We start from the raw sequence: 26,160 nt of genomic DNA, 5'->3' as shown, positions 1-26,160 counted from the left end.
CCGATCCGGGTCATGCTCGCCGACGACGAGGAACTGATCCGGCACGCCGTCCGGCTGATCCTGCGCCACGCCGAGGGCATCGAGGTGGTCGGCGAGGCGGCGAACGGCGAGGAGGCCGTCCGGGTCGCCGCCGAGACCCGCCCGGACGTGGCCCTGATCGACATCCGGATGCCCGTGCTCGACGGGCTCGCCACCATCGAGCGGCTCCTCGCCCTGGACCCCGGGCCGCAGGTCGTCATGCTCACCACGTTCGGCGACGAGCAGAACGTGACGCGCGCGCTGCGCTCCGGCGCCACCGGCTTCCTCCTCAAGGACGAGGGCCCGCAGGAGCTGATCAGCGCGGTCCGGGCCGCCGCCGGCGGCGACGCCGTCCTCTCGCCCAAGGTCACCCGGACCGTCATCGACCGCATGCTCGACACCGGCGCCGGTACGCCGGCCGCCCCGGCCCCTGGCGCCGTCCCCGACCAGCGACTGGCGGCGCTCACCGGCCGCGAGCGCGACGTCCTCGCGCTGCTCGGCCTGGGTCTCGCCAACGCGGAGATCGGCCGCCGACTGGGCATCGGCGTGGGCACGGTGAAGACCCACGTCAGCGCCGTCCTGGTGAAGACCGGCACGGACAGCCGCGTCCAGGCGGCGGTCCTCGCCCACCGGGCGGGGCTGCTGTCCTGAGCACCGGCCGGTACGCCGCCTCTGCCGGACGACGGAGACGGCCGTCCGCCGCGGGGAGGAGGCACCACCCCGGGCCCGACCTTCGGCAGACGCCCCGGTCACACCCTGAGGCCGACGGTCCGGCGCCGCGGCGCGCCGAGGATGAGAGTCAGTCACCGACCCTCTCCCCGTAGCCCGGAGCCGACATGTCACCGCAGGAAGCCGTACCCGCCCCCGTCTCCCCCGGCCCCGCCGCCCGGGCCACCGGACTGAGCAAGGTCTACGGCCGGGGCGAGGCCCGGGTGGTCGCCCTGGACTCGGTCTCGGTCGAGTTCGGACGCGGCCGGTTCACCGCGATCATGGGGCCGTCCGGCTCCGGCAAGTCGACGCTGATGCACTGCATGGCCGGTCTCGACGCGGTCACCGCGGGCTCCGCGCGGATCGGTGACACCGAACTGTCCGGCCTGACCGACCGGCAGCTCACCCGGCTGCGCCGGGACAGCGTCGGTTTCGTCTTCCAGGCGTTCAACCTGCTCCCCACCCTGACGGCGCTGGAGAACATCACGCTGCCGATGGCCATCGCGGGCCGCCGGCCGGACCGGAAGTGGCTGGAGACCGTCGTGGCGACCGTCGGCCTCGCCGGGCGGCTGGGCCACCGCCCCGCCCAGCTGTCCGGCGGCCAGCAGCAGCGGGTCGCCGTGGCCCGCGCCCTCGCCGCCCGGCCGGAGATCGTCTTCGCCGACGAACCGACCGGCAACCTGGACTCCCGCGCCGGCTCCGAGATCCTCGGCTTCCTGCGGGAGTCCGTACGGGAGTTGGGCCAGACCGTGGTGATGGTCACCCACGACCCGGCGGCCGCCGCGCACGCCGACCGCGTGGTCTTCCTCGCCGACGGCCGGCTCACCGACGAGCTGCTCGCCCCGACCGCCGAGACCGTCCTGGACCGGATGCGGCGCTTCGACACCGGCGCCCGCACGAGCTGACCAGGCTCCCCGCGCCCCACCCGCCCCCTCGCACCTTCGAACTGGGACCACCGCCATGCTGCGAACAGCCCTGCGCAACGTCTTCGCGCACCGAGCCCGCCTGATCATGACCGCCCTCGCGATCACCCTCGGCGTCGCCTTCGTCTCCGGCACCCTCGTCTTCGGCGACACCGTCGCGGAGGCCCTGCGCGGCGCCTCCGCCAGGAGCCTCAAGGACGTCGCCGTCTCCGTCCAGGCCGAGGCCCGGCGCGGCTCCGACACCGGGGCGGACGACACCGTGTCCACCGCGCTCACCGGCGAACTCGCCGACAGGGTCCGCACCGTGCCCGGCGTCACCTCCGTGCGCCCCACCGTCAACGGCACCGCCACCCTGGCCGCCAAGGACGGCCGGCCGCTCGACGCCGACACCAGCTGGCAGAACCTGGCGACCAACTACGCACCGGACGCGGCCCACGGCGACCGGGACGCCCGGTTCCCGCTCAGCGCCGGCCGCGGCCCCGTCGACAGCGGTGAACTGGCCCTGGACCGCGGGACCGCCGAGCGGGCCGGCTACCGCGTCGGCGACACCGTCCGCTTCGCCACCCGGGGCCCCGCGCTGACCAAGAAGCTGGTCGGCACCGTCGACACCGACGACCCCCGGGTACGGGCCGGCGGCAGCCTCGCGCTCTTCGACACCAGGACCGCCCAGCAGCTCTTCCTCCAGGACGGCCGCTTCGACGAGCTGGCCGTCGGCTCCGCGCCCGGCACCGACCCCGAGGAACTCACCGGCAGGATCCGCGCGCTGCTGCCCCCCGAGGGCATCACGGTCACCAGCGGAGCCCGGCTCGCGCGCGAGCAGGCCGCGCAGATCGCCGAGAGCACCAAGGAGCTCACCCGGATGCTCCTGGCCTTCGCCGGGATCGCCCTGTTCGTCGGCGTCTTCATCATCGCCAACACCTTCACCATGCTGATCGCCCAGCGCAGCCGGGAGACCGCGCTGCTGCGCGCCGTCGGGGCCTCGCGCCGCCAGGTCGTCCGCGCCGTCCTCGCCGAGGCCGCGCTCCTCGGCCTCGGCGCCTCGGCGGCCGGCATCGCGCTCGGGACCGGTATCGCGACCGCCGTGCGACCGATCCTCGACGCGGCCGGCGCGGGCCTGCCGGACGGCCCCCTGGTGATCTCCGCGGACACCCTCCTGCGCTCCCTCCTGACCGGTGTCGGCGTCACCGTGCTCGCCGCCTGGCTGCCGTCCCGCAGGGCCGCGAAGACCGCCCCGGTGGAGGCGCTGAGCAGCGTCGACCAGGCACCGCCCCGGCGCGGCATGCTCATGCGCAACAGCCTCGGCGGGCTGCTCACCGGCCTCGGCCTGCTCACCCTGCTGTACGTCTCCACCCGGAGGGACGGCGCCGACGCCAACCTCCAGGCCGCCGCCCTGGGTTCGCTGCTCACCCTGACCGGCCTGATCGTGATCGCCCCGCTGCTGTCCCGCCCGCTGATCCGGCTCGCGGGCACGGTCACCACCCGGCTCTTCGGCGTCAGCGGCAGGCTCGCCGAGGAGAACGCGCTGCGCAATCCGCGCCGCACCGCCGCCACCGCCTCGGCCCTGATGATCGGGCTGGCCCTGATCACCGGCCTGAGCGTGACCGGCGGTTCCACCGACGCCGCCCTCCAGGACGCGGCCGTGCGCGGCCTGATCGCCGACTACAAGGTGTCCAACGCCGGGTACGGCGGCATCGACCCCGCGCTCGCCGGCAAGGTCGCCGACGTCCCCGGCGTCGCGCGGGCGGTGCCCGTCGCCTCCTCGACCCTGGGCGTGCGGGGCCGGGCCGCCACGTTCACCGGCGCGGACCCGCGGCAGCTCGCCGCGGTCTCCGACCTGGAGTTCAGCAGCGGCTCGCTCGCGGACCTCGGCCCCGGCAGGGTCGCGCTCTCGGACCAGCTGGCCGAGGAGACCGGCCTGTCGAAGGGCGACACCTTCCCGGGCACGCTGGGCTTCGGCCGCGAGACCAGGGAGCTGACCGTCGCCGGTGTCTACCGCCGGACCCGCACCGTGGGCGGCGCCGTGGGCACCCTGGGCGACGTCCTGCCGTACGCCGTCGGCGGCCGGCTCGACAGCGTCCTGGTCGAAGCCGCGGCCGACGGGCGCACCGGCGGCCTCGACCAGCGGATCCGCGAGGCCCTCGGCAACAGCCCGCTCCTCCAGGTGCGGGACCGGGCGCAGTTGACGAAGGCGCAGTCCGGCGAGATCGACACGATGCTCACCATGATGTACGGCCTGCTCGGGATGACGGTCGTGATCGCCGTCTTCGGCGTCGTCAACACCTTGGCGATGTCCGTCTTCGAGCGGACCAGGGAGATCGGGCTGCTGCGCGCGATCGGCCTGGACGACCGGGGCGTCAGGCGGATGGTGCGGCTGGAGTCGGTGGTGATCTCGCTGTTCGGCGCCGTTCTCGGCATCGGCACCGGGATCTTCCTGGCCTGGGCCTGCGGCAGCCTGGCCCGGGCCTCGCTCCCGCAGTACCGGATCGTGCTGCCGTGGGCGCGGCTCGGCCTGTTCCTGCTGCTCGGCCCGGCGATCGGGGTGCTGGCGGCGGTCTGGCCGGCCCGGCGGGCGGCCCGCCTGAACACCCTGCGGGCGATCGACGCCCAGTAGCGCCCGGCCGACGCGGGTACGCGCCGGCCGCCGTCCTGTCAGCCCCGCCGGTTCGGCCGCGCCCCGGTCGCCGCAACCGGCCGGGGCGCGAGAGCATCGAGGAGGCCCCGGGCGCGGGCACCGTCGAACCGGGGCGGTGCCGCGGATCGTTCCTCCTGCCGTACGCCCCCGCGGACCGCGACCGGTCGGGTGGCGACGGCGCCCGGCCGGGTGCCGCCCCGCCACGCGGCGGCAGAACCGAACCGAACCGAACCGACAGGCTGGAGTCCCCGTGCGCGTCAGCGTCTGCATCCTGCCCGACCGGCCGTTCCCCGAGGCGGCCCCGCTCTGGCGGCGCGCCGAGGAGCTGGGCTTCCACGCCGCCTACTCCTACGACCACCTCACCTGGGGCGGCCTGCCGGACGGCGCCTGGTACGGCGCCGTGCCCACCCTGGCGGCCGCCGCCGGGGCCACCTCCCGGATCCGCCTCGGCACGCTGGTCTCCTCGGCGAACTTCCGCCACCCCGTGCCGCTCGCGCAGGACGTCATGACGCTGGACACCATCAGCGGCGGCCGGTTCGTCCTCGGCTACGGCGCCGGCGCGCCCGACGCCGACGGCATCGTGCTCGGCCAGGGCGCGCCCGACACGGGCTGGTCGGTGAAGGAACGCGGCGGCCGGTTCCGCGAATCGGTGGAACTGCTGGACCGGCTGCTCACCGGGGCGCCCGAGGGCCGGCCGCGGACCACCTTCCGCGGCCGCTACTTCGACGCGATCGACGCCCGGCTGGAGCCCGGGTGCGTCCAGCGGCCCCGGGTGCCGTTCCTGCTGGCGGCGACCGGACCGCTCGGCATGCGCACCGTGGCGCGGTACGGCGCGTCCTGGGCCGTCACCGACGACGCGGAGCTGCCGAAGGACACCCTCACCGAGGCCTCGACCTGGGCCGGCCTCGCCCAGCGGCTGGAGAGTCTCGACGCGGCCTGTGAGCAGGAGGGCCGCGACCCGAAGTCACTCGGCCGCACCCTGCTGACCGGGTTCTCGCCGCTGCCCACCATGCGCTCGGCGGCGGCCTTCGAGGAGGTCGCGGGGCGCTGCGCGGAGCTCGGCTTCACGGAGCTGGTGGTCCACTACCCGCGCGAGTCCGGGCCGTTCGCCACGCCCGCGCACGTCCTGGCGGAGATCGCGCCCGCGCACCGCGGCGCCGCCCGGCTGCCCTGACCGCGGACCCGCTCCACGGCTACCGCAACGACGCCATCCAGGCCTCGACCTCGTCCGCCTGGCGCGGCAGGCCCGAGGACAGCCACTGCGCGCCGTCGGTGGTGATCAGGAAGTCGTCCTCGATCCGGACGCCGATCCCGCGCAGCTCCTCGGGGACGGTCAGATCGTCGGGCTGGAAGTACAGTCCGGGCTCGACGGTCAGCACCTGGCCGGCCTCCAGGACGCCGTCCAGGTAGGCCTGGCCGCGGGCACCGGCGCAGTCGTGGCAGTCCAGGCCCAGCATGTGCCCCGAGCCGCAGACGGTGAAGCGGCGGTACCGGCCGGACTCGGCGAGGGACGGCCCGCCGTCCGGTGCCAGGCCCCAGGCGTCGAGCCCGTCCGCGATCACGCGCATCGCCGCGTCGTGGAAGGCCCCGTAGCGGGCGCCGGGCCGCAGGGCCGCGATCCCCGCCGACTGGGCGGCGAAGACCAGGTCGTACACCCGGCGCTGGACATCGGTGTAGTGGCCGGAGACCGGCAGCGTCCGGGTGACGTCGCCGGTGTAGAAGGAGTCGGCCTCGACCCCGGCGTCCAGCAGGAGGAGGTCGCCGTCCCGCACCGGGCCGTCGTTGTGCATCCAGTGCAGGACGCAGGCGTGCGCGCCGGCCGCCGCGATGGTCTCGAAGCCCAGGCCGTAGCCGTCCAGCCGGGCGCGGCGGTTGAAGGTGCCCTCGATCCAGCGCTCGCCCCGCGCGAGGCCCGTGGCATGGCGCAGCTCGCCGATTACGTCGTGGAACCCGGCCACCGTGGACCGGACGGCCGCGCGCAGCTGCTCGACCTCCCAGGCGTCCTTGACCAGCCGTGACTCCGCGAGGAAGGTCAGCAGTTCGGCGTCCGCCCGGTGGGCCGGCCGGACCAGTGCGTCGACGAGCGCGTCCTCGCCGCGCACCACCCGGGTCGGGACGTGTCCGGCGAGCGCCCGCTCCAGGTCGTCCCGGGCGGCGGCCCGGACGCCGATCGCGTCGGCGGTCTCCGACAGCGTCCGGCGCCGGCCGACCCAGAACTCGCCGTGCCGGCGGCTGCTGTGGAACTCGGCGCCGTTCGGCCCGCCGTCGCGCGGCGACCGCGGCCGGGTGAACAGGGTGACCTCGTGCCCGGTCCCGGTGGGCTCGAAGAGGAGGACGCTGTCGGGGACGGCACTCGTGCCCTGCTCCGCGGTGAGGTGGACGAACGCGGAGTGCGGCCGGAAGGTGTGGTCGAAGTCGTTGCTGCGGACCTTGAGCCCGCCCGAGGGGACGACGATCCGCTCCCCGGGGAACCGCTCGGAGAGCGCCGCGCGCCGCGCGGCGGCGAAGGCCGCACCGGGCAGGAGCGGCAGCGTCGTCCCGGTGTCGGCCCAGCCGTGGTCGAACCACTCGGCCTGCGCGGCCGGCACCGCGCGGTCCTGCGCCCCGGCTCCGCGCGTCCCGCCCTGCTGCTCCACCCGTCGTCTCCGCTCGCCGTAGTCCGCCGCACGCCCGCTGCACGTCGGCCGCACGGGGAAACTACCATTTCACATGTCACACATCCACACCCCCGCACAGAAGCCCCCGGTACCCCGAGGAGGCACCCGGGACTACGCGGGCGTCTCGCGGCCGGACTGGACGGTCGGAATCCGCTGGGTGAAGAACAGCGCCACGACGGCGGTCAGGGCGAGGATCGCGAGGGCCGCCCGCAGACCGTCCAGCCGAGCGGCCGCGTTGGCGTCGAGCGCCGCCCGCGCGACCTCCGGGCTCGTGCCCGCCTCGTCCAGCGCCGCCGTGAGCTGGACGTCCGACAGGAAGGGCGCACCGCTCTCCAGTTGGACGGCCGCCCGGTCCGCGACCTCGGCCGGGACGGCCGGGTTCTGCTCGACGGCGGTCAGGAACGAGGCCGTCAGCACGGCGATCATGATCGACCCGGCGAGTGCGGTGCCGATCGAGGACCCGAGGTTGGTCACGGCGTTCTGGATGCCGCCGACCTCCGCGCTCTGCTCGTCCGGGACGGCCGACACGGTGACCGCGCCGAGCTGCGAGGCCATCGCGCCCATCCCGAGGCCGATCAGCAGCAGGGGCAGGGTGACGATCTCCGCACCCGCGTCCGCGTCGAGCGCGGCGAGCAGGGTGACGGCGCCCGCGAGGAGGGCCAGCGTCCCCAGCCGCACCACCCGGCGCGGTGAGACGTCCGGGAACAGGCGCGGGATCAGGACCGCGGCGGCCAGCAGCGTCAGCGAGAGCGGCAGCAGCCAGACGCCGGTCCGCAGGGCGGACAGGCCGAGGGCGACGGACAGGTAGAGCGGGACGACGAAGAACACGCCCATCTGGATGAAGTACTGGAAGAAGAACATCGTCAGACCGCCGGTGAGACGGCGGTTGCCGAGCAGGTCCGGGTCGATGAGCGGCTCCCCGCCGCGCTCCACGACGCGCGTCTCCCAGTGTAGGAAGAGCCGGATCAGCAGCACACCGGCCAGCAGCAGCCACACGGTGAGCGAGATACCGAGCCAGCCGGGCGCACCCGGCTTGGGCACGAACCACCCCCAGGAGCTGGAGCGCAGCACCCCGAACACGAAGACCCCGAGCCCGAGCGCGGACAGCAGGGCGCCGACCAGGTCGAGCCCGGCCCGGTCGGCGGGCGGGGCGTCGGCGAGCCGGCGCGCGAACACCAGGATGGCGAGGACGATGACGACCTCGCCGGCGAAGACCCAGCGCCAGGAGAAGTACGTCGTCGCGACACCGCCGATGAGCGGCCCCAGCGCGATCGCCACCGCCCCCGCCGCGGCGACGAACCCGTAGGCGGCCGGTCGGCGCCCGGCAGTGAAGTTGCCGGCCACCAGCGCCACGATCGCCGGGAGGATGAGGGCCGCCCCGACCCCCTCCAGGAAGGACCAGCCGAACAGCAGCACGGCCAGGTTGGGGGCGAGCGAGGTGGTCAGGGAACCGCAGCCGTAGATGACGCAGCCGATCATGAACGCCCGTCGCCGGCCGATGAGCTTCCCGACCTTGCCGCCCGGGATCATGAACATCGCCATCACGAGCGTGTACGCCGTGATGGCGCCCTGGATCCCGGCCACCGTCGTCCCGACGTCGTCGGCCACCGTCGCGATGGAGACGTTCATGACGGAGCTGTCGAGCGCCATCAGGAACTGGCCGGCCGCGAGGGTCGGCAGGACGAACCCGCCGACCGCGGAGGAAGTGCCTGCGCTGGGTGTCATGGGCCGCATCGTCGCAGCGGCGGCGGGACACGGCCACCCGGGAGTCGGCCGGTCGGAGCGGGTCTGCGGTGCGGCGCGCCGGGCGCGCCGCACCCGGGGTCAGACCACGTCCCGCCCGCGCAGCGTCCCCGCGCACAGGGCCCAGATGATGAAGATGTTCACGGCGATCAGCACGATGGCCCAGAAGGGGTAGTACGGCAGCCAGAGGAAGTTGGCGATCAGGCTGAACCCCGCCAGGACGACGCCGACGGCTCTCGCCCAGACGGCCCCGGTGAACACCATGACCCCGGCCAGCACGACGAGGAGGCCGAGGATGAGGTGGATCCAGCCCCAGCCGGTCAGGTTGAAGCGGAACACGTAGTCGTTCGTCCGGACGAACAGATCGTCCTTGGCGATGGCCGCGATCCCCTCGAAGATCGCCATCGTCCCGCCGAAGACCATCAGGATCCCCGCGAGCACGATCCACCCGGATCGCAGCAGGTGCCCCGAGGAGCGCGCGGGCGGTGCCGGATCGGCGCCGACGGGCGGTGGCTGGGGCGGGTTGAGATTGCCGGCCATGAGGGCCTCCGAACTCTCGGGGAGCCGGCAGGCCCATGGGTCCGGACCCGGCGGCGGCTCCACGTTCCAGCGTTCCACACCCCCGCCGCGGGCGCGCCCCGTGCCGGAGCCCCGGCCGCCACCCGTACGGCCGTTCCCGCTGGTGGGCCGGGGCGTGCGCGGCTCTGCTGGGGAGGAGCTGTCACCACGTGCGCTCCCCGGCGGGGCAAGCGTCCGACCCCAGGGAGAGTGCGATGGCCCCGACGGATTCCGGAGCGGATCCCGCAGGAGCGAACGGCGCCGAACCGCCCGGCGACCGGCCCCCGCACCCTGCTCCGCCGCCGGCTGCCTCCGCCCCGGAGCCACCGACACGACCTGCGGTGGAACCATCACCGAGGCCCGCGCCGCAACCGCCGGACGAGGTCGAGCACCTGAAGGCCCGGATCGCCGCGCTGGAGCGCACCGCCCCGCCCCGCCACCGGGAACACCACCGGCTGCGGACCTCCGGATCCGTGGTGGTCATCGTCATCGCGTCGCTGCTCTCGCTGATCTCCGTCCTCGCGGTCTGGACGAGCGACATCGTCGGCAACACCGACCGCTACGTCTCCACGGTCGCGCCACTGGCCACCGATCCGGCGGTGCAGGACGCCGTCACCACCCGGGTCACCCAGGTCGTCCTGGACCAGATCGACGTGAACGGGCTGGTCAAGCAGCTCTCCGACGCGGCCGCCGAGCAGGGCGTGCCGGCCCCGCTCGCGACCCTGATCGGCGGTCTGAGCGGGCCCATCACCAGCGGCCTCAACGACCTGGTGCACACCACCGTCGACCGGGTGGTCACCAGCAGTGCCTTCGAGTCGATCTGGGTCGACGCCAACCGGCTGATCCACACCGCCCTCGACAAGGCCCTCACCGGCAAGGGCGGCGGTGCGGTGACGCTGACCAACAATCAGGTCGGCATCGACATCGCGCCGATCGTGGCGAAGGTGAAGACCGAGCTGGTGGACGCCGGCCTCGGGATCGCTTCCAAGATCCCGGAGGTCCACACCGACTTCGTGGTCTTCCAGTCCGAGGACATCGGCAAGGTCAAGACGTACTTCCGGCTGCTGGAGATCATGGGCTCGTGGCTCCCGCTGGTGACCGTCCTGGTGGCCGCCGGCGGCGTCTTCCTCGCCTCCAACCGGCGCCGCGGCCTGGTCGGCGCGGCCGTCGGCGTGGCACTCGCCATGCTGCTGCTCGGCATCGTCCTGACCGTCTTCCGCGCGTACTACCTCGACCGCCTGCCACCGGGCGCGAACCAGGCGGCCGCGGGCGCCGTCTACGACACCCTGATCCGGTTCATGCGCGCGAGCATCCGGGTGGTCTTCGCGGTGGCCGTCGTCACCGCCCTGGGCGCGCTCCTGATCGGGCCGTCCCGCGCCGCCGTCGCGATCCGCACCGCCTGCCGCCGGATGGTGGACGCCCTGCGCGAGGTGCTGTTCGGCATCGGGATGCGGCTGGGCCCGGTCGGCCCGTTCGTCCACCGCTTCAAGCGGTGGATCGGCGCCCTGATCCTCGCCGTGGCGGCGGTCGTCCTGGCCACCTGGAACTACCCGACCACGGCGGTGGTCCTGTGGATCACCCTGGTGGTCCTGCTCGCCTTCCTGATCCGGGAGTTCCTCGACACCGGCCCGGGCCCGGGCACCGTCACCGGCCCGGACGGAGCCCCGGGCCCCGGGCCCGGCACCGTCTCCGGTACCGGGCCGCCGACCCACGCCTGAGCGCCCGCCGCCCGCCGCCCGGCTCCCGGGCCGCCCCGCCGGGCCGGGATGCGCGGTGCGGCGGGCACTGCTGCAATGGCAGGAGCGGGAGCCGCCCGCGGCGGACGCCGTCCGCCCCGTGCCGCCCTCCCGGGCGCGTACCGCCACGGCACCGGCCGACAGCCTCCGCCCGGCCGACCGGAGAGGACCCGACATGAGCGACGAGCTGAACGAGCTGCACGAGACCGGACCGATCGACTACATCGTCGTCGAGTTCCCCGGCAGCCGAATGACCGGGGACGGACTGCCGCTGCTGGTCGACCTGGTCGACCGGGGCATCATCCGGATCCTCGACCTGACCTTCGTCCGCAAGGAGACGGACGGCTCGGTCACCGGCCTCGAACTCGCCGACCTCACCGGTGACGGCCTGCTCGACCTCGCCGTCTTCGACGGCGTCTCCTCCGGCCTGCTCGACGAGGAGGACCTTGCCGACGCCGCCGCCGTCCTGGAGCCGGGCAGCTCCGCCGCCGTCCTCGTCTACGAGAACGTCTGGGCCGGCCCGCTGGCCGCCGCCCTCCGGCGCAGCGGGGCGCGGCTGGTCGCGGACGGCCGCATCCCCGTCCAGGCGATCCTCGCCTCGCTCGAAGCGGCCGAGGGCAAGGACGGACGCTGAACCCGCCCTGCCCGTCCGCTCGCCCCACCCCGAAGGTCAAGGAGGTTTCGCCATGCCAGGACTCCTTCGCGGCGTCGCCCGAACCGCCGTCGTCGCCGGAACGGCGACCGCCGTCTCCAACCGCGTCTCCCGGCGGCAGGCCGGCCGCTGGGCCCAGCAGGAGGCACCGCAGGCCCAGGCCCAGCCCGCCGCACCGCAGGCGGCGCCCGCCGCGCCCGCCGCGCCCGCCGCCGAGCCCGACGACATGGCCACCCGGCTCGACCAGCTCAAGCAGCTGGCCGAGCTCAAGAACCAGGGCGTGCTCACCGACGCCGAGTTCGCGGCACAGAAGTCCCGTCTGCTCGGCTCCTGACCGGCGGCGCCGGCCCGCACCCCGGGCCGGCGGCCACGGCGAGGGCGCCTTCGCCCCGGCCGGTGCCCCGGCGCAGCCGGTGAGACCCGTTCTGCCGCGACAGGGAGGCGGTCCCATGAGCCGCGAGTACCACTTCCACTGCGAGTACGCCGGCTGCTCGGTCACCGTCGGGATTCACCTGGGCGGCAGCCGGGCGGTGGAGCTGCTGGTCGACGGCAAGGAGGTCGCCGCCGAGCGGATCCACGGCCACCACGCCCAGGTGTGCCCGCTCAGCACCACGCTGCCCACCACCCCGCCGCGCCCGGTCACCGTCGAGGCCGAACTGCCCGGCGCGGTCCGCGGCGCCCCGTCCGCCACCCTGGTCGACGGCGACACCCGGCTGCCGATGCCCGAACGCGAGGTGCCGCGCCGGGCCGGACCGACCGAGGTCTCCTGGTACGGCTGACGGCGTCGACGGCCGGCATCGGGCCAGGTCGGAGGCGCTCCCCCGGCGGAAGTTAGGGTTCAGATGCGGGTGGCGGACCACCGCCGCCGCGCCCGGACCGCCGAAGGGACCCCGCCCATGCCGACCGCACCCGCCACCGGACCAGCCGCCGCACCGTCACTCGCGCGGTTCGGCCTGGGCACCGCCGCCGTCGGGCGGCCCGGCTACATCACGCTCGGGCGCGAGCTCGACCTGCCGGCCGGGCGCACCGTCGAGGCGATGCGGGAGCGGACGCACGACCTGCTCGACGCCGCCTACGCGGCGGGGGTGCGCTACTTCGACACCGCCCGCTCCTACGGCCGCGCCGAGGAGTTCGTCGGCGGGTGGCTCGCCGCCCGGCCGCGGCTCGCGCCCGAGGTCGTGATCGGCAGCAAGTGGGGTTACACCTACACCGCCGACTGGCGGGCCTCCGGGGTGCCCGTGCACGAGGTCAAGGAGCACTCGACGGCGGTGTTCGACCGTCAGATCGAGGAGACCAGGCAGCTGTTGGGTGGCCTGCCGCAGGTGTACCTGGTGCACTCGGTCACCCCCGACAGCCCGGCGCTCGGCGACCGGGCGCTGCACGAGCGGCTGGCGGCGCTGGCCGCCGAGGGCGTCCGGATCGGCCTGTCCACCAGCGGACCGGCGCAGGCCGCCACCGTCCGGGCGGCCCTGGAGGTGACCGTGGCGGGGCGGCCGCTGTTCGCCGCCGTCCAGTCCACCTGGAACCTGCTGGAGCCGTCCGCCGGGCCCGCCCTGGCCGAGGCGCACGCGGCGGGCTGGCTGGTGGTGGTCAAGGAGGGCATGGCCAACGGCCGGCTCGCCGACCGCAACGCGACCGGGCCCGGGACCGCCGCGCTGCGCGAGCTGGCCGCCCGCACCGGCGCCTCCTGCGACGCGCTCGCCCTCGCCGCGGCCGCCGCCCGGCCCTGGGCCGACATCGTGCTCTCCGGCGCGGCCACCCCGGAGCAGCTGGCCTCCAACCTCACCGCGGCCGGGCTCGACCTCGCCGCCGCGGACCTCGCCGCGCTCACCGTGCTCGCCGAGCCCGCGGAGGCGTACTGGCGCAGCCGCGCCGCGCTGCCCTGGGAGTGAGCCCGGGCCGGGCGGGCCGCCGCAGCCGGCCCGGGCCCGCGGCCGGTCAGACGCGGGTGTCCTCCACCACCGGGACGACGCGGTCCGACGCGCCGCCGCCGGCCGCGGCCGGCGCGGTCCGGGCCGCCGGGGCGGCGGGCCGCTCTCCGCAGAAGGCCGGCTCCAGCACGCTCATCAGCCCCGTCGTGACGGCCCCGTTGTTGGAGGCGTTGGCGAACACCACCACGCTGCGCCGGCCGTCGGGGGTGACGAAGCTCTGGGTCTGGAAGCCCTGGACGATGCCTCCGTGGCCGAGGACGGTCCCGCAGGAGAGCGCGATCTGGCGGATCCCGAGTCCGTAGCCGACCTTCGCCGTGGGCGTGGGGAGGACGGCGGTCAGCTGCCGCAGCGAGTCGTCCGAGACGAGCCCGCCGGCGCGGCCCGCGACCAGCGCGGTGAGGAAGCGGTCCATGTCGGCGGCGGAGGAGATGACGCCGCCGGCGCTCCACAGCCAGGACGCGGTCTGCTCGGTGGAGTCCAGCAGCGGCTTGGCGCGGTCGTCGTTGGTCAGGTAGCCGGTGATGTGCGGGCCCGCGATGCGCTTCTCGGGCACCACGAAGGAGGTCTGCCGCAGCTTCAGCGGCTCGATGATCTGCTCGCGCAGCACGTCGGCGTAGGCCCGGCCGGTGAGGTGCTCGACCGCCATTCCCATCAGTACGTAGTCCGTGTTGGAGTACGCGTACGCCGTCCCCGGGGCGCTCCGCACACCGTGCTTGACGGAGAGCGCCACCAAGTCCCGCGGTGTGTAGACGGTGTTGCGGATGCGCGCCTCGAAGGCGCTCGTGGTCTCCTCGCCGTTCTGTTCGAGCAGGTCGTCGGTGTGGTCGTAGATGCCCGCGCGGTGCTGCATCACCTGGCGGCCGGTCATCGTCCAGCCCTCGGGCAGGGTGCCCTGCGGCAGGTAGTCGCGCAGCGGCCTGTCCAGGTCGACGAGCCCCTGTTCGGCCAGGCGCATCACGAGCACGGCGGCGAACATCTTGCTGTTGCTGCCCACCCGGAACTGCCGGTCCGCCCTCATCGAGGCGCCGCCGAGGTCGGCCTTACCCATCGTCAGCGACCATTCGCGCTCGCCCGGGCCGTGGTCCCTGATCACCGCGAAGGCGCCGGGGGCGCCCGCGTCCAGGGTGTTCCGCAGTGCGGTCCGCACGGCGGTGGTGTCCGGGAGGGGCGGTGCGGCGGCCCGCGGCGCCGCGGCGGCCGCCCCCGTCCCGAAGGCGGTCGCCATAAGCGCGGCGGCGGCCGCCAGTGCTCCGGCGCGCGTGAGCCCGATCGTCACCATCGACAAGTCCCCTGTCTCGTTGGCATCCCGCGCGGCGGGTCCGCGCAGACCAAGATCATATCGCCTCTGCGTGACAGATGTTGACTGTCCGTCACCGCTCGGTCGCGCGCCGGACCATGGGGACCGACCCTCGGCCGACGGTCGGTGACGATGCCATGACAGCGCGCCGCCCACCCTGCGGGCACCCTCCGGAGCGCGGGGGCACCCGCCTTGCCCGAACGGGCAAACCTAACGTTCGGTCGGCCCTCCGTACGCGGCGGACCACCCTCGCCCCGCCGGGCGCCGGACGCCCCCCGTTCACCCGGCCGCCACCCGGAACAGCGCCGCGACCTGCGCGGAAGCCCGGCCGCCCCCGCCGCGCAACTTCTCCGATGGGCACGATCCGCCCAAGTCGGACCATTCCGCCCCTTCCCTCGGCAATCGGCAGCAGTCGACCGTGAAACCCACTGGCCCGCCGGAGCGGCGAGTGAGCTGCGTCACTTGACGCTCTATTGGCCCCGGGCTTGACTTCGGAGCGACGAGAAAGCGGATCGCGGAATTCAGCGAGTAATCACCGCACACCCGTCGAGCCTTTGCATCATTCGTCCTGTTCACCGTCAGACGGAGGTACTGCCATGAAGCTCGTCCACTTCGTGAAGAAGGTCATGCCGGAGAAGAGCCTGAAGGCCTACGCGTGGTACGGCTGGATCTAGTCGGGTAGTTCGTCTACCGGGCACGGGCCCGGTGAGCAGTCGTCTCACCGGGCCCGTGCCTTTCACCCTTGGAGTTCACCGATGCCCATGTCCAGTACCGGCAGGAGCGCCCGGGCCACCGTCTTCGCACCGCGGATCGAGGAACTTCTCCGCAGGTACCGCGGGGCGGACCTCTTCCGTCTGGAGCACGACACCATCGGGGTCGCCGGCGCCGACCTGATGGACAGCCTGCTCCGCAGCCGGCCCGCGAACGACTCCGAGCGCCCGACCTTCAAGCCCGTCCAGGGCCGGTCCGTCACCCGGACGGACGCGTCCGCGCTCATGCAGGCCGTCTCCGCCGACGTCCGCGCGGCGCTGAAGAAGCCCCTCGGTGACGAGGTCGACCTCACCGGGAAATGGCCGCACGTCGCGCACGTCTATCTCCGGGATCTCGTCTTCGGCCGGGAGAGTTTCCGTTTCCGCGTCCTGGTGGACCGCCGCCTGGAACTCACGCCGAAATTGACCTGGGCGGCCGTCGCGGCCGGCACCGCCATGCTCGGAAAGCCCGGCACGGAAATCCCGCTGTCCAATCTGGCGGCCCGCGTGCTGGACGCCGAGAGCTATGACGACCGCCGGTATGCGATGTACCTCTACCGGCGGGTCGCCGCCCCGATCTGTTTCACCGTGTCCGCCCTCGTGACGAATGCGCTCTGGCTCGGTTCGCCTTTCGAGGACGGCGTGTCGAACCGGGACGTCCTGCTGGAGTCCCTCCGGCTGCTGCCGCCGTCCTGGAACATCCTGCGGATGGCCTCCCCCGAGTTCACCGCGGTGGACGACCGGATCGGGGCCAAGGACGACCTGCTGATCCTCCCGCTGGTGAGCCACCGCGACCCGCGGCTCTGGGAGGACCCGGACAGCTACCGCCCTGAGCGCTGGGCCGACCTCGACCCCGACGACCACCCCGGGTACCTGCCGTTCGGCCATGTGAACGAGCGCTGCTGGGGCCGGCACATGGTGATGCCGCTGGCCGAACGGCTCCTCGACATCGTGCGCCGGGACGGTCTCGTGGTGAACCCGGAGCAGACCGTCGGCAAGGTCGAACTCGACGGCCTGCTCGAAGTCTCCGACGTCCGGCTGGTCCGGCGCTGAGCCGTGCCGTCCGGGCCCGGCCCCTCCTGGTCCCGGACGGCACGGGCCGCCCGCCTCAGCCCCGGGGCGCGCCGGCCAGGAACCGGTGCAGCGAGGCCGTCAGGGCGGTGGCGAAGGCCTCCCGGACCGGTTCGGCCACGCGGTCCAGCGACAGGTAGGGGTTGAGGTCCTCCAGCTCGACCAGCAGCAGTTCCCCCTCCGGGGCGCGGCAGGCGTCCACCCGCTGGATCCCGTGGTCGAGCGTGTTCCAGTCGATGAACCCCCGGGCGAAGGCGAGGTCCGCGTCGGTGGGGTGGTACGGCTCCAGGATCCAGCGCCGCTCGGGATCCGGCGCGTACAGCGCGTACTGGAAGGCGTCGTCGACGAAGTAGAACGACACCTCGTAGCGGAAGTCGACGCGCGGCTGGACGAGGATGTCGCCGTACGCGAGGCCGGACAGCCCGTCCGGGTCGACGAAGGCCAGGCCGATGGAGTCCGCACCGGCCTTCGGCTTGACGGCGTACTGGGCGCAGCCGGGCAGGCGGTCCAGGTCCTCGGGCCGGTCGACGGTGGGGATCACCGGGTGCCCGGCCTCGGTGAGGTCCAGCAGGTACTGCTTGCCGGCCATGTCACCGCGCCCGGTGAGCGGGTTGTAGACCCGGGTGCCGCGTGCTTGCGCCGCGGCCCGGAAGGCCTCGTACCGCTCCTGGTAGTGCAGGACGGGGCCGCTGTTGCGGACCAGCACGGCGTCGAAGCCGTCCATCAGCGCGGCCGCGTCCAAGGGGTGGCAGAGCGCGATGTCGAAGTCGGCCCGGAGCCGGGCGGAGAGCCGGATGTCCTCGTCGCAGTACCGCCGGCCCCGGGCCTGGTAGGCGAGGTCGGTCACGAACAGAACGCTGGGGCGGGCGGGCACGTGGCGGCTCCTCGGTCGGTGGCGGCCCAACATACCCACCGGCCGGTCCGGGCCCGGCCGGGGCCCCGGGCACCGGTGGCCGCCCGACTCCTTGACGAATCCATGACAGCGGCGCACCATCGTGCTGGCGCGCGCCGCACCTCCTCCCCGTTCCGTCCCTACGGACCCCCCACAGGAGGACAGTCATGCGACTGCCCCGCCGAGGGAAGCCCGCCGCGGTCGCCGCCGCCGTGCTGGCTCTCGCGCTCGCCTCCCCGCTCACCACCCAGGTCGCCGCCCGGCCGGTCACCGCCGGCCCGGCCGCGGCCCCCGACTCCGCCCGGCAGTACGTCCTCGACGGCCCCCGCACCGTCGCCGAACGCACCGCCGTCGCCGCCACCGGCGCGTCCGTCGACGCCGTGCGCTCCGATTCCGTGGTGGTCACCGCGACCGCCGCCGAGGCCGACCGGCTGCGGGCGCTCGGCTGGTCCCCCAGCCCGCTGCCGGAGCCGGTGTACGGCGACGGGGCCGGCACACCGGGCGTCGGCGCCGCGGTGTACGACTTCCCGTCCGCCGACTCCGGTTACCACAACTACGCGGAGGCCACCGCCGACATCGACGCCGTCGTGGCGGCGCACCCCGACATCATGAGCAAGCGGGTCATCGGCACCTCGTACGAGGGCCGGCCGATCGTCGCCGTCAAGATCAGCGACAACGTCGGCACCGACGAGAACGAACCCGAAGTGCTGTTCACCGCCCACCAGCACGCCCGCGAGCACCTCACCGTCGAGATGTCGCTGTACCTGCTCCACGAGTTCGGCGACAAGTACGCCACCGACAGCCGGATCGCCAACGCCGTCAACAGCCGGGAGATCTGGGTGATCCCCGACCTCAACCCGGACGGCGGCGAGTACGACATCGCCACCGGCCGCTACCGCAGCTGGCGCAAGGACCGCCAGCCCAACGCGGGCAGCAGCAGCGTGGGCACCGACCTGAACCGCAACTGGGACTACAAGTGGGGCTGCTGCGGCGGCTCCTCCGGCTCCACCTCCAACGAGACCTACCGGGGCGCCGCCCCGGAGTCCGCCAAGGAGACCAAGGTGGTCGCCGACTTCGTCCGCACCCGCGTGGTCGGCGGCAAGCAGCAGATCACCGCCGCCATCGACTTCCACACCTACAGTCAGCTGGTGCTCTGGCCGTTCGGCTGGACCACGGCCGACACCGCCCCCGGGATGACGGCCGACGAGTACAACACCTTCGCGACCTTCGGCCGGGCCATGGCCGGCACCAACGGCTACACCCCCGAGCAGTCGAGCGACCTGTACATCACCGACGGCTCGATCGACGACTGGCTGTGGGGCACCCAGCGGGTCTTCGCCTACACCTTCGAGATGTACCCCGGTCCGAACGGCAGCAGCGGCTTCTACCCGCCCGACGAGGTGATCGGGCGCGAGACCAGCCGCAACCGCGAGGCGGTGCTGCGCCTGGTGGAGACCGCCGACTGCATGTACCGCGCGATCGGCAAGCAGCAGCAGTACTGCGGCATCGCCTCCTGAACCGCAGACGCCGCACCGGCCGGGGCCTCACGGACCCGGCCGGTGCGGCGTCCCGGCCTCGGCGGGAGCGGTTCCGGGACCCCCGCGCTGACGGTGCGCGTTCCGGACGAACGTCCTCCATGCCAACTCGTCCTCTCCCGTTCAATTTGACGATGCCTCAGCTCAAGGAGCATAGTGCAATATCACATTGCAACGAGCTCCTGGACCGCCCAGGAGCCCCCTTCACACAGGAGAAGGCTTCCCATGACTCGCAAGATCCTGACGACGGCCGCCGCAGCGGTCGCCCTGGGTACGGTTCCGGTCGTCGCGGCTCCGGCCGGTGCGGCAGCCGTCGCCGACGCCCCCACGGTGATCTGCGACAACTACGGTCTGCAGGCCGGTCTGGCGACCAAGGTGTGCGCCACCGTGAGCGGCGACACCATCGAGTTCTCCGGCCACATCGGCCTGGCCGGCCCGCCGAGCCCCGGCAGCCCGCTCCCCCGGCCGACGGAGGTCGAGGTGGTCCTGACCGGCAGCGTCGCCGGCGGGATCACCCTCGGGACGACGCGGCAGACGCTGACCTTCCAGAGCCGGTCGGTGCTGGTCGAGGGCGTGCGCGGCACGGTGCCGTGCGGCTCGACCGTGCGCGCCTCGTTCGCGGTCTCGTCCGCCGGCTGGCCCGCCAGGCCCGTCACCACCGAGGTCCCGGTCACCTGCTGACGGTGCGGCAGCCGGCCGGATCGGCGGGGGCCCACCGGCGGGTGGGCCCCCACCGGTCCGGCCCTTCGCCGGTTCGCCCGGCGGACATGACCGGGCCCGGCCGGGCGCACACCCGGCCGGGCCCGCCGAGCCTGGCCGGAGCGAGCCAGGCCAGCCCTCAGGACCTAACAGATGCGCGGCAGTTGCTCGCCCATCGGCAGGTCGACCACCCGGGTGCCGCCGAGCGCCGTGCGGGCGACGACCATGCCGGGGTGCTCCGCCACGCACTCGCCGATCACGGTCGCTCCCGCGCCCAACGGGTGCGCCCGCATCGCGGCGAGCACCGCGTCCGCCTGCGCGCGCGGCACGAAGGCCACCAGCTTGCCCTCGTTGGCGACGTACATCGGGTCGAGGCCCAGCACCGCACAGGCGTTGGCGACCTGTGGTGGCACCGGCACGGCACGTTCACCGATCCTGACGCCCACCCCGGCCGCCGCCGCGATCTCGTTGAGCGCCGCGGCCAGGCCACCCCGGGTGGGGTCGCGCAGCACGTGCAGGTCCGGGGTGACAGCCAGCATCGCGTCCACCAGGCCGCCGAGCGCGGCGCAGTCGCTCTCGATCTCCACGCCGAACTCCAGGCCCTCGCGCACGCTCATGATCGCGACCCCGTGCAGCCCGATCTCCCCGCTGACGATCACCACGTCCCCGGGGACGGCCCGCTGCGGCCTGATGTCCACCCCGGCCGGGACGAGGCCGATGCCGGCGGTGTTGAGGTAGACGCCGTCGCCGTGACCGGCCTCGACGACCTTGGTGTCACCGGTGGCGACCTCCACCCCGGCCAGTCGCGCGGCAGCCCCGAGCGCCCGGGCGACCCGGTCCACCACGGCCATCTCCACGCCCTCCTCCAGGATGAACCCGCAGGACAGGTAGGCCGCCCGGGCCCCGCTCATCGCGAGGTCGTTGACCGTCCCGTTGACGGCGAGGTCCCCGATGCTGCCGCCGGGGAAGAACAGCGGCCGCACGACGTAGGAGTCGGTGGAGAAGGCGAGCCTCGCTCCGCCGAGTTCCAGCACGGCGGAGTCCCCGAGGGCGGCGAGCGCGGCGCCGCCGAAGGCCGGGGCGAAGATGTTCTCCACCAGCTCGGCCGACATCGCGCCGCCGCCGCCGTGCCCCATCACCACCCGGGGGTGGTCGCGCAGGGGCAGCGGGCAGCTCCACCCGGAGAAGTCCGGCGCCTCGGACGGCGTCTCGGAGGGCACGGCCGCCGGCACGGCGCCCGACCCGGTCAGGACCTCGGCCTCAGCCAACGGGGCTCGCCTCCCGGGGAACGGCCGGCGTGCTCAGCCGGCGGTAGAGGTAGTACGCGGCGCAGGCCCCCTCGCTGGACACCATGGTGGCGCCGAGCGGGGTGCGCGGAGTGCAGGTGGTGCCGAAGGCCTCGCACTGGTCGGGCTTCAGCAGCCCCTGGAGGACCTCCCCGCTGCGGCACTGCGCCGGCTCGCGGGTGGTGATGCCGGTGACGTCGAAGCGGTACTCGGCGTCGTGGTCGCGGTAGCGCGGGGAGAGCCGCCAGCCGCTCCGCGGGATCACCCCGATCCCGCGCCAGGCCCGGTCGGCCACCTCGAAGACGTCCTCCAGCATGGCCCGGGCCGCCGGGTTGCCCTCCGGGCGGACAGCCCGCGCGTAGGCGTTCTCCACGGTGTGCTCGCCGCGCTCCAACTGCCGCACGGTGCGCCGGATTCCCTCCAGGATGTCGAGCGGCTCGAAGCCGGTGACCACGATCGGCACCCGGTGGCGCTCGGCCAGTTCGGGGTACTCACCGGTGCCCATCACGCTGCAGACGTGCCCGGCGGCCAGGAAGCCCTGCACCCGGCAGTCCGGCGAGGTCATGATGGCCTCGATGGCCGGGGGCACCCGGACGTGCGAGACGAGCATGCTGAAGTTGCGCAGCCCCTGCTTCCGGGCCTGGTGGACGGCCATCGCGTTGGGCGGAGCGGTGGTCTCGAAGCCGATGCCGAAGAAGACGACCTCGCGGTGCGGGTTCTCCCGGGCGACCTTCAGCGCGTCGAGCGGCGAGTAGACCACCCGGACGTCACCACCCTCGCTCCGGACCCGGAAGAGGTCGCGGTCGCTGCCCGGCACCCGGAGCATGTCGCCGAACGAGCAGAAGATCACCTCGGGCCGGGCCGCGATCGCCAGCGCCCGGTCGATCACCTCCAGCGGGGTGACACAGACCGGGCAGCCCGGCCCGTGGATCAACTCGACCTCGTCCGGCAGGAGTTGGTCGATCCCCTGCCGGATGATGGTGTGCGTCTGCCCGCCGCACACCTCCATCAGCGCCCACGGCCTGGTGACCGTCGCCCTGATGTCCGCGAGCAGGCCGGCCGCCAGCTCCGGGTTCTGGAAGTCCTCCAGGTACTTCACTGCTGCTCCTCCCGTACGGCCGCGGCCGCCGCTTCCCACGGATCGCCGAACTCCTCCTGCAGCAGGCCGATCTCGGCGAAGAGCTCCAGCGTCCGGCGGGCCGACTCCTCGTCCAGGCGCTGCAGCGCGAACCCGACGTGCACGATGGCGTACTCACCCACCCGCAGGTCCGGCAGGTACTCCAGGCACACGTCCTTGACGACTCCGCCGAAGTCGACGACCGCCATCCTGGCTCCGTCGCGTTCCGCGATCTCCACCACTCTTCCGGGCACCGCCAGACACATCCGGGTCTCTCCTCTCAGATGGCGGCCGGGCCGGCGGCCCGGGCGGCCACCATCAGCTGCCCGAGCGCCAGCCCTCCGTCGTTGGGCGGCACCCGGCGGTGCCGCAACACGGTGAATCCGTCCGCCCGCAGGCCCTCCGCGCAGGCCGAGGACAGCAGCGCGTTGGCGAAGACCCCGCCGGTCAGCGCGACCGTCCCGGTCCCGTGCTCCTCCCGGGCCACCGCGCAGACCCGGCGGACCAGCCCCGCGACCGCGTCGTGGAAGCGCGCCGCGATCAGGCCGGCCGGGGCGCCGGCGGCCAGGTCGGCCACCACCGCGGCCAGCACCGGCGCCGGGTCGGCGACCAGCGTCCCGTCCACCGGCCGCAGCCCGAAGGCGTAGGCCCCCTCGGCCGGGCCGTGCGCCAGCGCCGCGCCCTCCAGCTCGATCGCCGCCTGCGCCTCGTACTCGACCCGCTGGCAGATCCCGGCGAGGGCGGACACCGCGTCGAACAGCCGCCCCATGCTGGAGCTCGGCGCACAGTTCAACGAGCGCTCCAACTGCCGCTTCAGTACCAGCCGTTCGTTCTCCGGGCAGGCCAGGACGGCTGGCAGCTCGGGCGCCCACGGGAGCCCGGCCGCGAACAGCTGGGCGAGCGCCGTCCGGTAGGGCCGCGCCACCGCCGCGTCCCCGCCCGGCAGCGGGACGTAGGCGAGGTGGGCGAGGCGGCGGTAGCCGTCGTAGTCGGCCAGCAGGACCTCGCCGCCCCACACCGCACCGTCGTCACCGAAGCCGGTGCCGTCGAAGGCGACCCCCAGAACGGGCCGGCCGCCGTCGAGGCCGTGTTCGGCCATCACCGAGGCGACGTGCGCGTGGTGGTGCTGCACCGTCCGCACCTCCCGCCCGCCGGCGGTGCTCCGGGCGTGCCGCACGGACCGGTAGCCGGGGTGGCGGTCCACCGCCAGCAGCTCGGGCCGGACGCCGGTGACCGCGCCGAGATGGGCCACCGCCCGGTCGAAGGCCTCCAGGGTGGCGAGGTCGTCCATGTCCCCGATGTGGCCGGACAGCCAGGCGTAGCCGTCCTGGGCCAGCGCGAAGGTGTTCTTGAGGTCGCCGCCGACGGCCAGCACGGGCCGGACGGGGGCCGGGAGCGGCAGCGGCAGCGGTGCGTGGCCGCGCGAGCGCCGGATCGGCAGCTGCTCGCCGTCCACCACCCGCACCACCGAGTCCTCGCACGGGACGTGGATCGGCCGGTCGTGCGTCAGCCAGGCGTCGACCAGCGGTGCTAGCCGGGCGAACGCGTCCCGGTCCTCCGTCACGACCGGTTCGCCGGAGAGGTTGGCGCTGGTCATCACGAGCAGCCCGGGGCCGGGCGGGGCGATCAGCAGCTGGTGCAGGGGGGTGTAGGGGAGCATCACCCCGAGGTCGGGGCTGCGCGGCGCCACCGCCTCCAGCGCCGCCGGCAGCGGCCCCCGGCGGCGTAGCAGGACGATCGGCCGGACGGCGCCGGTGAGCAGTTCCTCCTCGACCGGGTCGGGGCGGAGCAGCGGCGCGATCTCGGCGAGGTCGCGCGCCATCAGGGCGAAGGGCTTGGCGCCGCGCCGCTTGCGCCGGCGCAGCCGGGCCACGCTCCGCTCGTTCAGCGCGTCGCAGGCCAGGTGGTAGCCGCCGATGCCCTTGACGGCCAGGATCGCGCCGTCGGCGAGCAGCCGCCGGGCCTCGGTGAGCGCCGCCTCGCCGTCGAGCGACGGCAGCCCGGGCACGACCAGGGCGAGCCTCGGTCCGCACGCGTGGCAGCAGAGCGGCTGGGCGTGGAAGCGCCGGTCGGCCGGGTCGGTGTACTCCCGCTCGCAGTCCGGGCAGAGCGGGAAGCCGGCCATCGTGGTGTTGGCCCGGTCGTACGGCAAGCCGGTCACGATGGTGTGCCGGGGGCCGCAGTTGGTGCAGCTGATGAACGGGTGCCGGTAGCGGCGGTCGCCGGGGTCGGCGAGTTCGGCGAGGCAGTCCGCGCAGGTCGCGGTGTCGGGCGGGATCAGTGTGCGGCGGGTGCCGTCGGTCCTGGAGGGGGTGATGGCGAACCCGGCCGCGCCGGTGAGGGCCAGCGCCTCGTGCTCGACCGAGGCGACCCGCGCCAGCGGCGGCGCGTCGGTGGCGACCCGGCGGCAGAACGCGTCCACCGACTCCGGCGGCCCCTCGACCTCGGCCAGCACGCCGTCCCCGGTGTTGGTGACGGTGCCGGCCAGGCCGAGCTCGGCGGCGAGCGTGAAGACGAACGGCCGGAACCCGACGCCCTGGACGAGGCCGCGGACGGCGACCCGGCGCCGCTGCGGCCCGGCCGCCGGCCGACCGGCCGTCACGACCGTTCCGCCACCGGGGCGTGCGGATGCGCGTGCGCGCCGTCGTCCCCGTGGTGGTGCCCCTCATCCGGCCCGTGCGCGTGCGGATGTCCGGGGGAGTGCCCGTGCCCCGGGGCGCCGGCCATCACCGGCCGGTGGGCCTCGGCGCCGTCCAGCACCGCGAGCGCCCGGTCCAGCAGCACCCCTGCCCCCTGCCCGGTCCGGACGGAGGTGAACAGCACCTCCACCCCCGGGTTGACCCGCGCGACGCTCGCCAGGAACGCGGCCTCGTCGAACTCCGCCGCCACCGCGAGGTCGGCCTTGGTCACCAGCACCAGGTTCGCCAGCCCGAAGGCCGTCGGGTACTTGAGCGGCTTGTCCTCCCCCTCCGTGACGGAGGCGAGCACCACCCGCAGGGATTCGCCGAGGTCGTAGGAGGCCGGGCAGACCAGGTTGCCGACGTTCTCGACGAAGAGCAGCCGGGTGTCCGGCGGCAGCCAGCCCGCCAGGTGCTCGCGGAGCATCGCCGTCTCCAGGTGGCACAGCCCGTCGGTGAGCACCTGCTTCACCGGGACGCCCGAACGGGCCAGCCGCCGGGCGTCGTTCTCGGTGGCGAGGTCCGCGGTGAGCGCGGCCACCGGCACGCCGCGGGCCCGGGCCAGCCCGAGTTCGGCCTCCAGCAGCGCCGTCTTCCCGCTGCCGGGGCTGGACAGCAGGTTCACCACGACGGTGCCGCGCGCGGCGAGTTCGGCGCGCAGCTCGCGGGCGCCGTCGTCGTTGCGGGCGAGGACCGCCTGCCGGAGTTCCACCGTGCGACACATCGGTTTCAGCCTTCCTGGTCGGCCGACGCGCCCACCGGGCGCTCGGCCCACTGGACGCCGAGGATCTGCAACTCCCGGCCCGCGAGCAGCTCGACCCGGGCGCCGCCACAGCGCGGACACCCGAGGTCGGGCGGCATGCCCACGGCCCACTCGACGCCGCACGGGGTGCACCTGGCACGCGCCGCGACGGCCTCGGTCTCCAGCTTCGCGCCCTCCACCAGCGTTCCGGCGCAGGCCAGTTCGAAGCAGAAGTCCAGCGCGGAGGGCACCACCCCGGCGAGTTCGCCGACCTGGAGGCGCACCTTCTCCACCGCGACCGCCCCCTGGTCCCGGGCTGCCGCGTCCACCTGCTCGACGACGGCCGTCGCGATCGACATCTCGTGCATCGGGCCCACTCCCTCCCCTCGCCGGAGGCGACAGGCTTCATTACAAGGGCGCGGTGGCGGCCTCGGCCGCAGCCGCGCCGCCACCGCGCCCGGAGTACACCGTTCGCCGCAATCCGGCCTCACATCCGCAGGATCCGCAGGTAGCGCTTCAGGTCGGGCAGGCTCTGC

The 26,160-nt window shown here is 74.2% G+C and carries 24 protein-coding genes; 13 read left to right on the top strand and 11 right to left on the bottom strand.

The window, feature by feature from the left end; translation table 11 throughout:
- Positions 1 to 12: 12 nt before the first annotated feature.
- The 4 genes from ABZ495_RS18655 to ABZ495_RS18640 all read left to right on the top strand — a co-directional run bounded on the left by ABZ495_RS18655 (position 13) and on the right by ABZ495_RS18640 (position 5,455).
- On the top strand, positions 13 to 669 hold the full coding sequence (locus ABZ495_RS18655) for a response regulator transcription factor (protein ID WP_359836980.1): 657 nt from the start codon (positions 13 to 15) through the stop codon (positions 667 to 669).
- 185 nt (positions 670 to 854) lie between these two features.
- Positions 855 to 1,631, top strand: a complete 777-nt coding sequence (locus ABZ495_RS18650; RefSeq protein ID WP_359807380.1) for an ABC transporter ATP-binding protein — start codon at positions 855 to 857, stop codon at positions 1,629 to 1,631.
- 55 nt (positions 1,632 to 1,686) lie between these two features.
- Positions 1,687 to 4,260 (top strand): FtsX-like permease family protein, encoded by a 2,574-nt coding sequence (locus ABZ495_RS18645; protein ID WP_359836906.1) that lies wholly within the window; start codon positions 1,687 to 1,689, stop codon positions 4,258 to 4,260.
- A gap of 271 nt (positions 4,261 to 4,531) precedes the next feature.
- Positions 4,532 to 5,455: an LLM class flavin-dependent oxidoreductase gene (locus ABZ495_RS18640; RefSeq protein WP_359836905.1), complete on the top strand. Its 924-nt coding sequence runs from the start codon at positions 4,532 to 4,534 to the stop codon at positions 5,453 to 5,455.
- Positions 5,456 to 5,474: 19 nt separating this feature from the next.
- Here ABZ495_RS18640 and ABZ495_RS18635 read toward each other — a convergent pair whose 3' ends face one another.
- The 3 genes from ABZ495_RS18635 to ABZ495_RS18625 form a co-directional block, all read right to left on the bottom strand.
- Complete coding sequence (locus tag ABZ495_RS18635; RefSeq protein ID WP_359836978.1) at positions 5,475 to 6,812, bottom strand: aminopeptidase P family protein; 1,338 nt, start codon at positions 6,810 to 6,812, stop codon at positions 5,475 to 5,477.
- A 237-nt stretch (positions 6,813 to 7,049) separates the two neighbouring features.
- The gene (locus tag ABZ495_RS18630; RefSeq protein ID WP_359836903.1) at positions 7,050 to 8,663 is read right to left on the bottom strand and encodes an MFS transporter; all 1,614 of its coding nucleotides are present in this window, start codon (positions 8,661 to 8,663) and stop codon (positions 7,050 to 7,052) included.
- Between the two features lie 99 nt (positions 8,664 to 8,762).
- On the bottom strand, positions 8,763 to 9,104 hold the full coding sequence (locus ABZ495_RS18625; RefSeq protein WP_329492025.1) for a hypothetical protein: 342 nt from the start codon (positions 9,102 to 9,104) through the stop codon (positions 8,763 to 8,765).
- Between the two features lie 476 nt (positions 9,105 to 9,580).
- Between ABZ495_RS18625 and ABZ495_RS18620 the strand changes: the two genes are divergently transcribed.
- From ABZ495_RS18620 to ABZ495_RS18600, 5 genes are all read left to right on the top strand, one after another.
- The gene (locus tag ABZ495_RS18620) at positions 9,581 to 10,957 is read left to right on the top strand and encodes a hypothetical protein (RefSeq protein ID WP_359836901.1); all 1,377 of its coding nucleotides are present in this window, start codon (positions 9,581 to 9,583) and stop codon (positions 10,955 to 10,957) included.
- 193 nt (positions 10,958 to 11,150) lie between these two features.
- The gene (locus ABZ495_RS18615) at positions 11,151 to 11,609 is read left to right on the top strand and encodes a DUF6325 family protein (RefSeq protein ID WP_359836899.1); all 459 of its coding nucleotides are present in this window, start codon (positions 11,151 to 11,153) and stop codon (positions 11,607 to 11,609) included.
- A 52-nt stretch (positions 11,610 to 11,661) separates the two neighbouring features.
- The gene (locus tag ABZ495_RS18610; RefSeq protein ID WP_359836897.1) at positions 11,662 to 11,961 is read left to right on the top strand and encodes an SHOCT domain-containing protein; all 300 of its coding nucleotides are present in this window, start codon (positions 11,662 to 11,664) and stop codon (positions 11,959 to 11,961) included.
- 115 nt (positions 11,962 to 12,076) lie between these two features.
- Positions 12,077 to 12,406: a hypothetical protein gene (locus ABZ495_RS18605; protein ID WP_359807367.1), complete on the top strand. Its 330-nt coding sequence runs from the start codon at positions 12,077 to 12,079 to the stop codon at positions 12,404 to 12,406.
- A 117-nt stretch (positions 12,407 to 12,523) separates the two neighbouring features.
- The gene (locus ABZ495_RS18600; RefSeq protein WP_359836895.1) at positions 12,524 to 13,519 is read left to right on the top strand and encodes an aldo/keto reductase; all 996 of its coding nucleotides are present in this window, start codon (positions 12,524 to 12,526) and stop codon (positions 13,517 to 13,519) included.
- 46 nt (positions 13,520 to 13,565) lie between these two features.
- On the opposite strand, the gene ABZ495_RS18595 is transcribed toward ABZ495_RS18600, so the two are convergent.
- The gene (locus ABZ495_RS18595; RefSeq protein ID WP_359836892.1) at positions 13,566 to 14,837 is read right to left on the bottom strand and encodes a serine hydrolase domain-containing protein; all 1,272 of its coding nucleotides are present in this window, start codon (positions 14,835 to 14,837) and stop codon (positions 13,566 to 13,568) included.
- A 614-nt stretch (positions 14,838 to 15,451) separates the two neighbouring features.
- Here ABZ495_RS18595 and ABZ495_RS18590 point away from each other — a divergent pair.
- Together ABZ495_RS18590 and ABZ495_RS18585 are read left to right on the top strand one after the other, a co-directional pair.
- A complete protein-coding gene (locus ABZ495_RS18590) occupies positions 15,452 to 15,529 on the top strand; it encodes a tryptorubin family RiPP precursor (protein WP_350540985.1) in 78 nt (25 codons plus the stop codon).
- Positions 15,530 to 15,610: 81 nt separating this feature from the next.
- Complete coding sequence (locus ABZ495_RS18585; protein ID WP_329486168.1) at positions 15,611 to 16,657, top strand: cytochrome P450; 1,047 nt, start codon at positions 15,611 to 15,613, stop codon at positions 16,655 to 16,657.
- Between the two features lie 55 nt (positions 16,658 to 16,712).
- On the opposite strand, the gene ABZ495_RS18580 is transcribed toward ABZ495_RS18585, so the two are convergent.
- Complete coding sequence (locus ABZ495_RS18580; RefSeq protein ID WP_359836889.1) at positions 16,713 to 17,549, bottom strand: hypothetical protein; 837 nt, start codon at positions 17,547 to 17,549, stop codon at positions 16,713 to 16,715.
- 185 nt (positions 17,550 to 17,734) lie between these two features.
- Between ABZ495_RS18580 and ABZ495_RS18575 the strand changes: the two genes are divergently transcribed.
- Both ABZ495_RS18575 and ABZ495_RS18570 read left to right on the top strand, forming a co-directional pair.
- Entirely contained in the window at positions 17,735 to 19,084 is a 1,350-nt protein-coding gene (locus tag ABZ495_RS18575) for a M14 family metallopeptidase (RefSeq protein WP_359836888.1), read from the top strand.
- A gap of 243 nt (positions 19,085 to 19,327) precedes the next feature.
- Positions 19,328 to 19,783 carry a hypothetical protein gene (locus ABZ495_RS18570; protein ID WP_359807352.1) on the top strand — a complete coding sequence of 152 codons (456 nt, stop codon included), beginning with the start codon at positions 19,328 to 19,330 and terminating at the stop codon, positions 19,781 to 19,783.
- A gap of 164 nt (positions 19,784 to 19,947) precedes the next feature.
- On the opposite strand, the gene hypE is transcribed toward ABZ495_RS18570, so the two are convergent.
- Genes hypE through hypA form a run of 6 tightly spaced genes read right to left on the bottom strand, consistent with a single transcriptional unit; the run spans position 19,948 to position 25,992 of the window.
- Complete coding sequence (gene hypE, locus ABZ495_RS18565) at positions 19,948 to 21,021, bottom strand: hydrogenase expression/formation protein HypE (RefSeq protein ID WP_359807478.1); 1,074 nt, start codon at positions 21,019 to 21,021, stop codon at positions 19,948 to 19,950.
- 40 nt (positions 21,022 to 21,061) lie between these two features.
- The gene (hypD, locus tag ABZ495_RS18560) at positions 21,062 to 22,186 is read right to left on the bottom strand and encodes a hydrogenase formation protein HypD (protein WP_359807350.1); all 1,125 of its coding nucleotides are present in this window, start codon (positions 22,184 to 22,186) and stop codon (positions 21,062 to 21,064) included.
- Positions 22,183 to 22,470, bottom strand: a complete 288-nt coding sequence (locus tag ABZ495_RS18555; protein ID WP_352292380.1) for a HypC/HybG/HupF family hydrogenase formation chaperone — start codon at positions 22,468 to 22,470, stop codon at positions 22,183 to 22,185. The genes hypD and ABZ495_RS18555 overlap by 4 nt, the downstream gene beginning before the upstream one ends.
- Positions 22,471 to 22,484: 14 nt before the next feature.
- Positions 22,485 to 24,806: a carbamoyltransferase HypF gene (gene hypF, locus ABZ495_RS18550; protein ID WP_359836886.1), complete on the bottom strand. Its 2,322-nt coding sequence runs from the start codon at positions 24,804 to 24,806 to the stop codon at positions 22,485 to 22,487.
- A complete protein-coding gene (gene hypB, locus ABZ495_RS18545; protein WP_359836884.1) occupies positions 24,803 to 25,606 on the bottom strand; it encodes a hydrogenase nickel incorporation protein HypB in 804 nt (267 codons plus the stop codon). Before hypB ends, hypF begins: the two co-directional genes overlap by 4 nt.
- A 5-nt stretch (positions 25,607 to 25,611) precedes the next feature.
- Positions 25,612 to 25,992 carry a hydrogenase maturation nickel metallochaperone HypA gene (gene hypA, locus ABZ495_RS18540; RefSeq protein WP_359836882.1) on the bottom strand — a complete coding sequence of 127 codons (381 nt, stop codon included), beginning with the start codon at positions 25,990 to 25,992 and terminating at the stop codon, positions 25,612 to 25,614.
- Positions 25,993 to 26,160 lie beyond the last annotated feature (168 nt).

It is taken from the genome of Kitasatospora sp. NPDC005748, assembly GCF_040630735.1.
GTDB lineage: Bacteria > Actinomycetota > Actinomycetes > Streptomycetales > Streptomycetaceae > Kitasatospora.
Note: the sequence above shows the minus strand (reverse complement) of the source record. Positions and strands in the feature narration are given on the sequence as shown.